This is a genomic window from Acinetobacter sp. ANC 5600, assembly GCF_002018395.1.
GTDB classification, from domain to species: domain Bacteria; phylum Pseudomonadota; class Gammaproteobacteria; order Pseudomonadales; family Moraxellaceae; genus Acinetobacter; species Acinetobacter amyesii.
Genome location: NZ_MVKW01000003.1, coordinates 163,134 through 176,696, shown reverse-complemented (window position 1 = coordinate 176,696; position 13,563 = coordinate 163,134). Strand labels below are relative to the sequence as shown.

The 13,563-nt window shown below is 37.7% G+C and carries 14 protein-coding genes; 10 read left to right on the top strand and 4 right to left on the bottom strand.

Annotation, left to right across the window (positions count from 1 at the left end):
* Positions 1-493: 493 nt before the first annotated feature.
* Entirely contained in the window at positions 494-1,039 is a 546-nt protein-coding gene (locus tag B1201_RS07740) for an adenine phosphoribosyltransferase (protein ID WP_078189930.1), read from the top strand.
* A 93-nt stretch (positions 1,040-1,132) separates the two neighbouring features.
* Here B1201_RS07740 and B1201_RS07735 read toward each other — a convergent pair whose 3' ends face one another.
* Positions 1,133-1,639, bottom strand: a complete 507-nt coding sequence (locus B1201_RS07735; RefSeq protein WP_078193013.1) for a YqiA/YcfP family alpha/beta fold hydrolase — start codon at positions 1,637-1,639, stop codon at positions 1,133-1,135.
* A gap of 462 nt (positions 1,640-2,101) precedes the next feature.
* On the opposite strand from B1201_RS07735, the gene lysS reads away from it, so the two are divergent.
* Both lysS and B1201_RS07725 read left to right on the top strand, forming a co-directional pair.
* Complete coding sequence (gene lysS / locus B1201_RS07730; RefSeq protein ID WP_078193012.1) at positions 2,102-3,628, top strand: lysine--tRNA ligase; 1,527 nt, start codon at positions 2,102-2,104, stop codon at positions 3,626-3,628.
* Between the two features lie 169 nt (positions 3,629-3,797).
* Positions 3,798-5,249, top strand: coding sequence for a capsule assembly Wzi family protein (locus B1201_RS07725; RefSeq protein WP_078193011.1), 1,452 nt, complete (start codon positions 3,798-3,800; stop codon positions 5,247-5,249).
* A 353-nt stretch (positions 5,250-5,602) separates the two neighbouring features.
* On the opposite strand, the gene trpS is transcribed toward B1201_RS07725, so the two are convergent.
* On the bottom strand, positions 5,603-6,616 hold the full coding sequence (trpS, locus tag B1201_RS07720) for a tryptophan--tRNA ligase (protein WP_078193010.1): 1,014 nt from the start codon (positions 6,614-6,616) through the stop codon (positions 5,603-5,605).
* 202 nt (positions 6,617-6,818) lie between these two features.
* Here trpS and B1201_RS07715 point away from each other — a divergent pair, with 202 nt between their 5' ends.
* Both B1201_RS07715 and B1201_RS07710 read left to right on the top strand, forming a co-directional pair.
* Positions 6,819-7,745, top strand: coding sequence for a DUF808 domain-containing protein (locus B1201_RS07715; RefSeq protein WP_078193009.1), 927 nt, complete (start codon positions 6,819-6,821; stop codon positions 7,743-7,745).
* 46 nt (positions 7,746-7,791) lie between these two features.
* Positions 7,792-8,697: a neutral zinc metallopeptidase gene (locus tag B1201_RS07710; protein ID WP_078193008.1), complete on the top strand. Its 906-nt coding sequence runs from the start codon at positions 7,792-7,794 to the stop codon at positions 8,695-8,697.
* A gap of 56 nt (positions 8,698-8,753) precedes the next feature.
* Here the strand turns inward: B1201_RS07710 and B1201_RS07705 are convergent, their stop codons facing one another.
* Positions 8,754-9,311, bottom strand: a complete 558-nt coding sequence (locus B1201_RS07705) for a hypothetical protein (protein ID WP_078193298.1) — start codon at positions 9,309-9,311, stop codon at positions 8,754-8,756.
* Positions 9,312-9,530: 219 nt separating this feature from the next.
* On the opposite strand from B1201_RS07705, the gene B1201_RS07700 reads away from it, so the two are divergent.
* The 5 genes from B1201_RS07700 (at position 9,531) to B1201_RS07680 (ending at position 12,803) form a co-directional block, all read left to right on the top strand.
* A complete protein-coding gene (locus tag B1201_RS07700; RefSeq protein WP_078193007.1) occupies positions 9,531-11,030 on the top strand; it encodes a cation:proton antiporter in 1,500 nt (499 codons plus the stop codon).
* Between the two features lie 382 nt (positions 11,031-11,412).
* Positions 11,413-11,775: a BapA/Bap/LapF family prefix-like domain-containing protein gene (locus B1201_RS07695; protein WP_143221679.1), complete on the top strand. Its 363-nt coding sequence runs from the start codon at positions 11,413-11,415 to the stop codon at positions 11,773-11,775.
* A gap of 27 nt (positions 11,776-11,802) precedes the next feature.
* Positions 11,803-12,024: an Ig-like domain-containing protein gene (locus B1201_RS07690; RefSeq protein WP_078193005.1), complete on the top strand. Its 222-nt coding sequence runs from the start codon at positions 11,803-11,805 to the stop codon at positions 12,022-12,024.
* A gap of 30 nt (positions 12,025-12,054) precedes the next feature.
* Entirely contained in the window at positions 12,055-12,414 is a 360-nt protein-coding gene (locus B1201_RS07685) for a type I secretion C-terminal target domain-containing protein (protein ID WP_171263763.1), read from the top strand.
* Between the two features lie 71 nt (positions 12,415-12,485).
* On the top strand, positions 12,486-12,803 hold the full coding sequence (locus B1201_RS07680; protein ID WP_078193003.1) for an MGMT family protein: 318 nt from the start codon (positions 12,486-12,488) through the stop codon (positions 12,801-12,803).
* Positions 12,804-12,908: 105 nt separating this feature from the next.
* Here B1201_RS07680 and B1201_RS07675 read toward each other — a convergent pair whose 3' ends face one another.
* A complete protein-coding gene (locus B1201_RS07675) occupies positions 12,909-13,349 on the bottom strand; it encodes a universal stress protein (protein WP_078193002.1) in 441 nt (146 codons plus the stop codon).
* Positions 13,350-13,563: the final 214 nt, after the last annotated feature.

Here is a 13,563-nt window from a genome sequence, read left to right as displayed (position 1 = left end):
GTAAATACTTCATAACTGTATAAGTTTATTCCTTAAGGTTAAATCACCTTATACAGTAGACTCTTATGCTAAATTTTTACGCAGTTCTGACTATAAAGTAAAGTGGCTAAGAGTTTAATGAGTGAAATTAAAAGCAGAATGGCAGTGAGGGACAATAAATATCATCAAAACCCCAGATCTGGGAAAAATTGTCTGACAATATTTATGCCTATTGATATGTGTATTCGAATACATTTCCGTGAATTGGGTTCTAAATACCGCTTTTTCTATCTTCATAGACTAAAGTCTTGCAGAAAAAATCTCTAAAATCTTTTATTTTATGATTAGGAAAATATATATTTGATATTTTTTAAATAAATACAATATTAATAATCAATAGCTTATGTGAATTCACTGTATTTTAAATATGCATTTTGGAGAGTTGTTAGCTGTTCTTTTCTCTCAAATCGCGTTAAAATTCACACATTCCTTCCTTAATTTATTTTCTCCTATTATGAGTAATTCTACTGCTGCGGCATTGTGGTCTAACATTCGTACTGTCCAAGATTTTCCAAAACCAGGAATTTGTTTCTTTGACCTTACGCCGTTATTTATGAATAACATCGAATCGTTAACTGATGCCCTAATTGCAAGTATTCCAGCTGAGCAATTGGCAGAAGTAGATAGCTTTATTGCAGTTGAAGCGCGTGGTTTTGTTTTGGCAAGCTTACTTGCTCAGCGTACAGGCAAAGGTTTGGTGTTGGTACGTAAAGCCGGAAAATTACCACCACCTGTTGTCGGTGTTGGTTATAGCCTTGAATACGGTTTAGATCGTCTTGAAATGTCAGCTGAAATAGAATCACAAAAAGTAATTATTGTGGATGACGTATTGGCGACGGGCGGTACGCTTCGTGCAGTGAAACAATTGGCTGAAAAATGTAAACACCAAGTTTTAGGCGCAAGCATTTTCTTAGATTTGCCTGACTTGCATAAAGATTTAGGACTAAATATTTGGTCTGTTTTAGATGATAAAACACGTCCTGAAGCAGATGCTGCCTAAGCGTCAGTTTTAAAATGTAAAAAGCCTTGTCTATGACAGGGCTTTTTTATGTCTGATAAAAAAGACGTTGCTACTTATGATTAATCTTATGATTTATTTTTTTAAATAGTTTAATTCGAGATGTTGGATTAAATCATTAATATTTTCAGGGCATTGTAGACGATGGTGTCCGCCATCCATCACTTGAACTTGCATATAGTCTTCGAGTTGTTGTTCTGCTTCATACATATCTAAGATTTCATCGCCACGTTCGATATATGCAATTTGTGGAATATCGTGATCCAAATCCATTTCATTAATTGCAGGGTAGTCGTCGCGAAAGTCTGGATGCAGACTCGGGTTGGCAATTACACACGGAATACGATGAAACAGCGACATTTTTAATGCCCAATATGCCCCGAGACTATGCCCCACGATGATATCGGGCTTAATGGTTTCAATACTCTCGTGGTAAAAATCCGCAACAGTTTGAAAATTTAAGTTGCGATAGTCCACTTCAATGCAGAATTTTTGTTTTGCATTGATGGCATGGAACTTCGTAGATTCACGGGAAGAATCCAATCCATGTAAAAACAGAATTTTCGATAAGCAGGAAGTCATTGTTTTTCTACACACTGTTTTCAAACATTTTTGGATGTGTTGAATATTTTATTTTTCAACAATTTTATGACTTCATTGTAGAGAGAATTGTCAAAAAGAGAATTTAGCTTTTGGTCTAATTTATAGGCATTTAAAAGACTTTAGTCTTAAAGAATATAGATTAAAAGGTTGAATTAAGTTATTGATATATATTTTAATGCATTGATAGTTATAAGTATTTTTTAAAGCTTTTAATTATCATTTGATATCATTAAAATGTAGGTTTTCGAGCTTGAGTATTTAATTTTTATCTACTGCACATCTGTAAGGTAGGTTCTATGTCTACCTGAAGGTATAACGATTAAAACATCTTACTTCGATAAATTTCTACTTATTAAAAAAATGCGCGCATTGCTTACTGCTCAATTCAAAGGAAATCTGCTATGCTATGCAACTTCCGTTTTTTAACTATTTGAGACAGAGATGACGCAACATAACGCTCAATCGACTTCTGAACAAGCCATTTCCGAAAACGATTTAATTGCACAGCGTCATGCCAAGTTAGAGCACATCAAAGAGCACGCCAAGGAAACAGGTGTTAGCCCGTGGCCTAACACATTTAAGCGTGAACACTATGCACAAGACCTACAAGATCAATTCGCTGAAAAATCAAAAGAAGAAATTGAAGCAGGCGAAAAGGTTTATGTAAAAGTTGCTGGTCGTGTGATGTTGAACCGTGGTTCATTCATCGTAATCCAAGATATGACTGGTCGTATCCAGCTTTATGTACCACGTAAAGAGTTGGATGCTGATGTTCTTGCAACAATTAAAGCACTCGATTTGGGCGATATTATTGCCATTGAAGGTTATATTGGTCGTTCTGGTAAAGGTGACCTTTATGTTCATATTGAACATTTTGAGCTTTTAACCAAATCACTCCGTCCACTTCCAGACAAATTCCATGGTTTGACTGATACTGAAGTTAAATACCGTAAGCGTTATTTAGACCTCATCATGAACGAAGAAACACGTAAAACTTTTGAAATTCGTGCAAAAGTGGTGTCAGGTATTCGTTCATATTTGAGCAATGAGCGTTTCATGGAAGTTGAAACACCAATGATGCATGTGATTCCGGGTGGTGCATCTGCGCGTCCATTCGAAACTCACCACAACGCATTAGATATGCCTTTATTTTTACGTATTGCGCCTGAGCTTTACTTAAAACGTTTGGTCGTTGGTGGTTTTGAGCGCGTGTTCGAAATTAACCGTAACTTCCGTAACGAGGGTGTATCAACACGTCATAATCCAGAATTCACAATGATTGAATTCTACCAAGCATATGCAGACTACAAAGACCTGATGGCTTTGACAGAAAATATGCTTGAAAAATTGGCCATCGACATCTTAGGTTCGACTGATGTGCCTTATGGTGATGAAGTGTATAGCTTCAAAGGTCCATTCAAGAAAATTTCGATGTTTGATGCGATTCTTGAACACAACCCAACGTTCACTGCTGAAAATGTATCTGATCGTGAGTTCCTTGCAAACTTCGTTAAAAATGAACTGAAAGAGCAAGTAAAACCTGGTTTTGGTTTAGGCAAACTTCAAACCATCGTATTTGAAGAAACTGTTGAAACAGAACTTCGTCAACCGACATTCATCACAGAATACCCAGCGGAAACTTCACCATTGGCACGTCGTAATGATGAAAATCCACATATTACGGACCGTTTTGAATTCTTCATCGGTGGTCGTGAGTTGGCAAATGGTTTCTCAGAGTTAAATGATCCGATTGACCAAGCTGAACGTTTCCAAGCCCAAGTTGCCGAAAAAGATGCAGGTGATGATGAAGCAATGCATTACGATGCAGACTTCATTGAAGCATTGGAATACGGCTTACCTCCTACAGCGGGTGAGGGTATTGGTATTGACCGTTTGGTGATGTTATTTGCGAATGCTGCAAGTATTCGTGAAGTGATCTTATTCCCACATATGCGTCATAAAAACTAATTTAGTTTTTGAAATAAAAATCCCGCTTAATGCGGGTTTTTTATTTTGTATTTTTATTGAACATCTTTACCGAAATGATGAAAAAAATAAAAGGAGATACAGTTTCACCCTTGAATAAATGAGTTGAAAAATCTAAGGTGGGCTGTGAATTAAACTTGAGAAAAAGAGCATGTATTTAAGAAAGTCACTCTATGCTGCTGTACTGTTTGGATTATCAGTTCCTGTTTTTGCTCAGGGGATTGTATTAAATAATGAAGAGTTACGCGCAGATTTGAATTGGTTGAATCAGCAAGGCGTTATTCAAATTAGTACCTCAACATGGCCAATGAGTGGTGATGAAATACAGCGAGCGTTAACTTCTGCAAAAGTGATGACACCTGCACAACAAAAAGTATTACAAAGTATTCAAAATAAATTGACTGCCGAAAATGCATTATTAAAAGCAGAATTGTTTGCAGAGTCAGATAAAAATAATTTACCGCAAAATTTTGGTGATCATCAAAAAGCGCAATATCAAGGTGCACTTGAACTCAACGTTGGTGGTGAAAATTGGGATGGTCGTTTACGTGTAAATGCTGAAGATAAACAGCAAATTAATAATGATCAAGATGTAAATGTGGAAGGCTCATACATTGCCGGGAAGCTTTGGAACCAATGGTTAATTGCAGGTCAGATTCCGACTTATTGGGGGCCTGGTCATGACGGTAGTTTAATCCGTGGTGATGCGAGTCGTCCTGTGTACGGTGTTACTGCACAGCGTGCACAACAGAATGCTTTTGAAACACCATGGCTATCATGGATTGGCCCTTGGCAGTATCAAGCTTTTGCTGGACAGTTAGATGATTATTCTGCTATCCCAGATGCAAAACTCATTGGACTTCGACTAACTGCACAACCTACTCCATATTTGGAATTGGGAGCATCACGTTCTATACAATGGGGTGGCGAAGGTCGTCCCGAAAGTTTTAGTTCACTTTGGGATGCCTTTATTGGTAATAAAGATAATGGTGGAACAGGTAAGGCTGATCCATCAAATCAAGTCGCGGGTTTTGATGCGCGTTTGAATTTACAACCACTTGTGCAAGTTCCAGTTAGTCTTTATGGCCAATATATTGGTGAGGATGAAGCAGGTGGTTTACCGGCAAAAAACATGTATCTTGCAGGTGTTGATTATTCTTCAAGTGTAAATAATATGCCTTATCAACTGTATACTGAATGGGTTGATACTCGAACTAATGGTGATGCCAAAGGCATTTCATACAATCACTCTATTTACACAGATGGATACTATCAACATGGCTATCCACTTGGTCATGCCTTAGGTGGTGATGCTCAAATGGTTTCAGTGGGTGGGAATATACGTATTGATCCATTAAACCGTCTAAATGGTCGTGTACTTTTTGCAAAAGTTTCTGAAACAGAGCGTGCAGCTTTGAATAACGCAGCATTTCCTGAAAAAGATGAATTGAAAGCTCTAGACTTGACTTGGACACATTATTTACGTCCAGATATGCCTTTAAAAATTAATGGTTGGGTGAGTGACTCGGATTTAAATGGTAATGATGGTGGAGCGTCAATTGGAATTGAACTACCATTAGATAAACGTTTATTTCATTACTAATTTATATTCATTTTTAAAATGATGTATTAATTGAAAAGTCCGCTTATAGCGGACTTTTTGATATTGGTTATTGCTAATTTTCAGACAAAAAAATACGCAATGATTGGGGTGTTCATTGCGTATAACAACGAATCTGTTTTCACAGGTTCGGTAAAGGAGAAATGTTATGAATTTAGGTATTCCTAAAACATAAATAGATAATAGAGTGAACGGTCAGTCATTTCATTGGTGTTCACGTTAAGTGATGTTACCTAACGTTAAAACTAAGGAGATTTTGTGAATACCTTCACAAAAAGTGCTTGTAAAAAAGCCTTTCATAATGGAAAGGCTTAATTTTACGGAATTTTTTAAATTTAGAAGTGAAATACACCCAAGCCAGATTTAATCTCATCCAACGTTTGTTGGGTAATATCACGGCATCTATCGGTACCAGTTTTTAAAATATCCATGATGTAATCAGGATCTTTTTGCAATTCTAAACGGCGTTCACGGATTGGGCCGATCAGCTCTTTTAGCACACCCTCAAGACGCTTTTTCACAGTACCATCGCCTAAGCCACCACGACGATAGTGTTCTTTTAATTCTGCAACAGCTTCTTTATCTGGATCGAATGCATCAAGGTAAGTAAATACGACGTTACCTTCCACTTGACCCGGATCTTCAATACGTAAATGATTTGGGTCGGTATACATTGCATTAACAGCTTTCTTGATATCTTTATCAGTCGCGTCAAGCACAATAGTATTGCCCAAAGATTTAGACATTTTTGCTTTACCGTCAAAACCTGGCAAGCGGCCGACATTAGAGAGTAAAGCTTTACATTCAGGAAGTACGTCACGACCAATTTGACGATTTAAACGACGAACAATTTCATTGGTTTGTTCAATCATTGGAATTTGGTCTTCGCCGACAGGAACGACAGATGCTTTAAACGCTGTAATATCGGCAGCTTGAGCCACTGGGTAGCATAAGAAACCTGCAGGAATGTCACGCTCAAATCCACGCATTTGAATCTCAGATTTGATGGTTGGATTACGCTCTAAGCGAGAAACCGTCACAAAGTTCAAATATAACATGGTCAATTCATTCAATGCTGGTAAGCATGATTGAACGCAAATCGTGGTTTTGGTTGGGTCAATTCCTACAGCAAGATAATCGGTTGCGACTTCAATAATATTGCGACGAACTTTTTCGAAGTTATCGGCATTATCAGTTAAGGCTTGAGCATCAGCTAAAAGAAGATGTTGATGATGCGAATCTTGTAAACCTACACGTGAACGTAAAGAACCTACAAAATGACCTAAATGTAATTGTCCAGTCGGACGGTCGCCAGTCAAAATCACTGGACGATTATCTTGAGTACTCATTATCTGTTCCAAAGTGGTAGTCAAAGCTACGGCTGATTTTCAAAGAATGTCTCCATTGTACGGCATTCTATTTTTGATTGTTACTGACACAGCACAATTGACTGAAAAATGGGTGAATATTTTGTTAATTATTAAAAAACTAAATACAATTTTAGCGTTAAATAGAATTAGAATATTAAAAAATGCCTAAAGGATAAAAATAATGGCGAGTAGCTTATTAATCTTACTTGATGATATTGCAACTGTGCTGGATGATGTTGCTGTCATGAGTAAGATGGCAGCCAAAAAAACAGCGGGTGTCCTTGGAGATGATTTAGCACTGAATGCGCAACAAGTCAGTGGTGTCCGTTCGGATCGTGAACTTCCAGTTGTTTGGTCTGTGGCCAAAGGTTCTTTTATTAATAAATTAATTTTGGTTCCGGCTGCTTTATTGATCAGTGTGGTTGCACCTTGGCTGATTACACCACTATTGATGATTGGTGGTTTGTTCTTATGTTATGAAGGTGTGGAAAAAGTTCTGCATAGTTTGCATCATAAAAAAGCCAAAACAGAAGAAGTTGCTCGTGAAGAGATGACTCATATTGAAACGGATTTGGTGACTTTTGAGAAAGAAAAAGTTAAAGGAGCCATCCGTACCGATTTTATTTTATCTGCTGAAATTGTGGTGATTTCATTGGGTACGGTTGCGACTGCGGCATTTGGGACCAAGGTCATGGTGCTTTCAGTGATTGCAATTTTAATGACCGTTGGTGTTTATGGTTTTGTCGCGATGATTGTCAAAATTGATGACTTAGGGCTTTATCTCACTCAACAAGCATCACAATTTAAAAAGACCGTTGGACAGGGTTTGTTAGCATTTGCACCTAAGTTGATGAAGACATTAACTATTGTGGGTACGATTGCCATGTTTTTAGTGGGTGGTGGCATCATTACCCATGGTGTGCCTTTGCTACACCATTTTATTGAAGGCTCTGTAGATTATGCAGAACATATTCCTACAGTTGGCAGTATTGTGGGTGCATTAACACCGACTTTAATTAATTTAGTGACAGGTTTTATTGCAGGTTTAATCGTGCTGTGCGTTGTATTTTTAGTTCAAAAAGTATGGCCAAAGTCGCAAAAGGATTAATCTGTAAACACACGGATATCAACTATTTTATATAAGGAAGATCACTATGCGCTGGAAAGGTCGAAGAGTTAGTTCAAACGTAGAAGACCGTCGCGGTGGTGGCGGTGCAAAAGCGGGTGGTATTAGTATTCTCGGTTTAGTTGTGGCATTTGTTGCGTGGAAATTTTTTGGTGTAGATCCGCAGCAAGCTTATCAGGCGACCAAACAAGTGACTTCACAGGGTCAAACGGCTGAAGTCAAAGGTCTGGATAATCCAACACCGGAACAACAAGAAGCGATGGATTTTGTTGGCACTGTTTTGGCCGATACGGAAGATACGTGGAATAAAGTCTTTCAAGAACAGTTAAATGCTCAGTATAAAGCGCCTAAATTGGTTATGTTTAATGGTGTGGTCAATTCAGGTTGTGGTACAGCACAAGCGGCAATGGGGCCGTTTTATTGCCCAGCAGATCAGAAGGTCTATATTGATACTGCATTCTTTAAAGATATGCGTACGCAAATGGGCATCACGGGTGAACAAAATCAAACAGAATTGAGTCGCCAAGATCAGGCGGGTGATTTTGCGCAAGCCTATGTGGTTGCCCATGAAGTTGGACATCATATCCAAACGATTTTAGGCATTTCTGAGCAAGTTCAGCAGGCCCGTGCGCAAGCGTCTAAAGCTGAAGGTAATCGTTATTCGGTTATGCAAGAACTACAAGCAGACTGCTTTGCGGGTATTTGGGCGCATCATAATCAACAGCGTACCCAATTTTTAGAGCAGGGTGATGTAGAAGAAGCGATGGACGCTGCGCATAAGATTGGTGATGACTATTTACAGAAAAGTGCAACAGGGCAAGTGGTCCCAGACAGTTTCACGCACGGCACCAGCGAACAACGTATGAAATGGTTCCAGACAGGGTTGAAATCAGGCAATATCAATAGCTGTGATACCTTTAATCAAGCCATTTAAAACAAAAAAGAGGATGCAAAACATCCTCTTTTTTTCATTGAAAAATAGATTGAAGCTTATTTGTTGAGAAATGATCTAAAGTTTCGAACAATACGATAGCTCACATACAAGGCGGCAAATGCAAATAAAGCCACGCCAAAAACTGTATATTTAAGGCTTGAAATATCGTTTTGATAGAACTGTTTTAACTGGGCATCGCTATAGCGTAATTGTTTTTTTTGTCCAGTGCGGCTATTGGTGAAACTCACATTTTGGATATATTGAAATTGTCCGATTTTTAGTAAATCGAGGTGTTGAATTTGTCGGGTGTGTTGCTGATTAAATTCATCTAGACAAATATCTTGTGCATAGTTTTCACAATTCATTTTGGCAAGATAACCATTATTCGCCAGCATGATAAAAATCGCACGATCGGGTGATTCATTATTGGAGACCAAAACCAATTGTTCTTTGGGTGTTGAATCCAGTGAGATCGTTTTTGCCTGACTAAAATAGTGGTCAGCACGTAAAATTTCCTGTGACTTGCTATAGCAAGTGAGGAGCAGGGCCGCCGTAATGATAAAAATCACAGCAGCAAAAAAGAGTCGAAAAACAGTTTTAATAGTCTGATGCATAGGAGAAATCATGTAGATGATGAAAATGCATAAAATTTATGCAGGCTTGCTATGTTAAATGATCTTGATAAAAGATGTGAAAAAAACTGAATTGATACACGGAATTTAGATAAAATTCGTTAGAATATTTTATTTTTAAATACTAAATAATTTGGTATTTATTTTCAAAATACCTATATCTCACTCTGTAGGCGACACAGCACCAAAATTGGGAACGAAATGGGAAATTATTTTTTTCTACAGGTTTTTACCGTTATTTTTGCACTTTCGATTGCAACCACGATTTTTAATAAACGTATCTTGGGCTTTCCACAAGCCATAGGTGTTCCCATTGTTTCTGCAATTTTTGTCTTTATTTTGCAATGGGGCGCAAGTTTGCTCAATGGCAATCAATTTGTGACGATTAATTTACACAATATTGAAGAGGCAGTTCGTCATATCGACTTTTACGACTTTTTAATTAATGGCGTGATTTGTTTTATTTTGACCTCATCTGCCTTGAAATTTAAAGTTTCCGATTTACGTTTGCATTGGAAGCCGATCAGTATTTTGGCCAGTATTGCCTTGGTGCTTTGTGCGGTGTTTTTTGGTGTTGCTTTATATGGTTATCAGTTCTTAATTGGTCATCATGTTGATTTATTGGTGTTGTTATTATTAGGCGCTGCTTTAGGTGCGACTGACCCAATTGGGGTTAAAGGTGTATTAAGTTCTGTACGTGCGCCACATCATTTGATGGTGAAATTAGAAGGCGAATCGCTCTTTAATGATGCCATGTGTATTGCCGTGTTTATGACCTTACTCAATGTTTTGCAAGGTGAACATTTTACCGTCATTGGTACGCTTGAAACACTGTTATATGAAATTGTTGTCGCAGTCATCATTGGTTGGGCATTTGGTTTAGGAATATTACGTTTACTCCGTGGTAAACATGAAATGGAATCCTTGATTTTAACCACAGCGTTGTTGGCAAGTGGTTCTTATCTAGTCGCTTTATTCGCACATGCATCTGCACCAATCGCATGTGTTATTGGTGGTTTGATCGTTGGGAATAAATGGAAAGAAATTCTTCAAGAGCGAGAAATCAGGGAAGTGAATCATTTCTGGCATACCGTGGAAGGAATCATCAATTCCTTTTTATTTACCCTGATCGGTCTTGAGTTATTTATCTTAGATTTAAGTCTTAGCTTGATTTTAGGCGGCATGGTGGCGTTTATTATTTTGCATGCATCGCGCTTTGCAGCAAACTATTTATCTTTCGCATTTTTCCCGAGTTTCCGTAAAAAAAGCTATAACGGTAGTCTTGCGATTTTATCCTGGGGTGGGGTTCGTGGAGGCATTTCATTGGCTTTGATCCTCGCTGTTGCCAATATTCCTGAACTTAGTGAATACAGTAGTATTTTGATTGGATATACATTTATTGCGGTATTAATGTCGGGGCTCGTGTGTGGTCTAGGTTTACCTGCTGTGATGAATGCTTTTTATTACAATCCTAATGAAGAAACCAAAGGCTTCAAAGGATGGTATCAAAGAATGTGCCATAAAATGAATAAAAAGGGTTTCCAATATATTGTGGGTGAAGATATCCATGGTAATGAAACCATTACGGTTTATAACCCAGAAGCGTTAATAGATACCAAAGCGGATGATGGTGTTGCTGCGGTGCATAACCCAGAAAAAGTGCTAGAAGTTCGTCGTTTAGAGAACCCCGAAAACTTCTAAAACTGATTTGTTTGACTTAAAAAAGGAAATGCTTGGGCATTTCCTTTTTTATTTCTAGTTGTGTTCCATCAAGTAACATCAAAAGTCGGGAAATTATGACTGGTCATTCATCGGTATTATTGTGACTTGCATCACACAAATAAGTGTTTGTTATTGCTTGTATAAAGATGGATCTAAAATCTGAACGAACGAATAAAAATATTACAATATTCAAGCAATTGTGCAAAAAAGAAATAAAGCGTGATATAAGGCACACAATTAAAAAATTGTTTTTAATGATTTGTAATTAAAGAAATTATTAATCACCAACAACTCATTACAAAACCAAAAAAACATAAAAACGGCCCTAATGTAAATAAATGAGGTTTTACCTATGTCGTAAATTTCTGTCATTTCTAAAGAAAGTCATAAAGTTTTGTATCAAGTTGAATCCAATCAAGTTGGGCTTATCAAAAATTCTGTCATCGTACTCAAAATCCGGAAAGAGGATGTTACTTCAATTACAAAGAATGGTGCTGACGTAATAATCACCTTAAAAAATGGGGAAGTGATTACTGTACAAAACTATTTTAGTGAGGCGACACCAGACAATAGTTTGGTATTTGAGGGTGAAGACGGTACATGGTATTGGGCAAAATTTACAACAGCCAATGGTGATATTGCGGATGTTATTCAGTATCAACTTTTAGAAGAAATTAAACTGCTGCTTTATAACGATTCATTGACGGATGTAATTTTACCCTGAATTGCGGGAGCAGATGGTGCTGGTTTATTGGGTGCAGCTATTGTTGGTGAATCTGATTATTCTGGTGGTTCTAAAGATACGACTAAACCTGACGCGTCTAAAGATGTGGTGATCACCGATGATGGTGAGCACGTCACAGGTGAAGGTGAGCCGGGTACAACGGTAGAAGTAAAAGATCAAGATGGCAAAGTCATTGGCGCAGGCACAGTGGATTTATCAGGGAATTTTGATGTTGAATTTAAAAATTAATTAACCAATGGTGAAACCATTGAAGTCACTGTGACAGATAAAGTAGGCAATGATCAATTCAACACCAAAGCGGGCATTGATACGGTTATTTATAAAGTATTGGATCAAGCCGATGCAACGGGCGGTAATGGACATGATACTTGGAATGACTTTAATGCGTCTGTAGGCGATAAAGTGAATATCAAAGCCTTGTTACAAGGTCAAAATGTCAATCAGTCGAATATTGATCAGTTTGTTTCGGTTAAATCTGATGGCAAGGGCAACACTGTGATCAGCATTGATCGTGATGGAACAGGATCTAAATTTGGTGATAAAGTTGAATTACTCACTTTGAAAAATACCGATGTGACTTTACAAGATCTAATCGATCACAACCTATTACTGTACTAATCTGTCAAAATTAAATATTAATCAAAGAGAACCTTCGGGTTCTCTTTTTTATGCGGCTCAAAGGAGATCAGATGAAGCAGAGTGATGAGTTGGCAACGCAAATTTTGTCGGTCATTCAATTGATACCGCAAGCAAAGATTGCCACTTATGGACAAATTGCCAAATTAGCGGGTTTACCTAAGCATGCACGACTGGTTGGCTATGTACTCAAGCATCTAGATGCAACATCAACGATCCCATGGCATCGGGTGGTCAATGCGCAAGGAAAAATCAGCACGCAGCGTTGCAATGAAAAAGGTGAAAATATCCAGCAATTGAAATTGGCAGCTGAAAATGTCTTTGTGGTGAATGGACGCATCTCATTGAAACAATATCAATGGTTACCCTAAAAAATCCTTGCCTTAAACTTAGCGTTTTTAATATTGATGACGCAGTCAATAAAAAAGCCCTCTAGGATCAGAAGGCTTTTTATTTCACGCTATAAATCTAATGGCTTATTTGCGCACAACCAAAACAGGAATGTCTGAAGCACCCAGTACACTTTGAGCTACGCTGCCCAAGAAGAATTTTTTGATCCCTGTACGGCCATGTGAACCAATGATAATCAAGTCCGCATGTGTTTCTTCTGCAGCTTTAACCAGTTCAGTATGCACCACTTGACCTTCAAGTAAGCGAGTTTCAACAGTGACACCTTCAGTTGAAAATTTCGCTTTTGCTTCTTCAAGTGTATTTAAAATCGATGCACGAGCACGTTCAATTAAATCATTGGTTTGTGTTGCTGAAATATACTCTGCAGCAATATATGGATCGAGCGTCAGTACTTGAACCACAGTAATTTTACTGCCAAAAGTTTTTGCAAACTCGACAGCTTTAGCCACCGCAGCATAAGAAGTTTCTGAACCGTCCACTGGAACTAAAATATTATTTAAAGCCATCTTATTTCTCCTTATCTGATCAATTGAATTTGGATGGAAAAACCTGAAAAAAAGTGCTACTTACATTGATCATAGTTTCATCATACGCTTTTTTATTTGGGAATAAAACCAAGTAAATTCATAAGGATATTGCGAAATTTGCAATAAAAATATTGCAAAAATATAGACTTGTTTTCACCTCGCTTAGCGATAGCAAAAATGCTCAATAATGTAA

Excerpts from the sequence above, each read along its gene's own strand:
- B1201_RS07740 (WP_078189930.1), top strand. The coding sequence starts at position 494 with ATGAGTAATTCTACTGCTGCGGCATTGTGGTCTAACATTCGTACTGTC.
- B1201_RS07735 (WP_078193013.1), bottom strand. The coding sequence starts at position 1,639 with ATGACTTCCTGCTTATCGAAAATTCTGTTTTTACATGGATTGGATTCT.
- lysS (WP_078193012.1), top strand. The coding sequence starts at position 2,102 with ATGACGCAACATAACGCTCAATCGACTTCTGAACAAGCCATTTCCGAA.
- B1201_RS07725 (WP_078193011.1), top strand. The coding sequence starts at position 3,798 with ATGTATTTAAGAAAGTCACTCTATGCTGCTGTACTGTTTGGATTATCA.
- trpS (WP_078193010.1), bottom strand. The coding sequence starts at position 6,616 with ATGAGTACTCAAGATAATCGTCCAGTGATTTTGACTGGCGACCGTCCG.
- B1201_RS07715 (WP_078193009.1), top strand. The coding sequence starts at position 6,819 with ATGGCGAGTAGCTTATTAATCTTACTTGATGATATTGCAACTGTGCTG.
- B1201_RS07710 (WP_078193008.1), top strand. The coding sequence starts at position 7,792 with ATGCGCTGGAAAGGTCGAAGAGTTAGTTCAAACGTAGAAGACCGTCGC.
- B1201_RS07705 (WP_078193298.1), bottom strand. The coding sequence starts at position 9,311 with ATGCATCAGACTATTAAAACTGTTTTTCGACTCTTTTTTGCTGCTGTG.
- B1201_RS07700 (WP_078193007.1), top strand. The coding sequence starts at position 9,531 with ATGGGAAATTATTTTTTTCTACAGGTTTTTACCGTTATTTTTGCACTT.
- B1201_RS07680 (WP_078193003.1), top strand. The coding sequence starts at position 12,486 with ATGAAGCAGAGTGATGAGTTGGCAACGCAAATTTTGTCGGTCATTCAA.
- B1201_RS07675 (WP_078193002.1), bottom strand. The coding sequence starts at position 13,349 with ATGGCTTTAAATAATATTTTAGTTCCAGTGGACGGTTCAGAAACTTCT.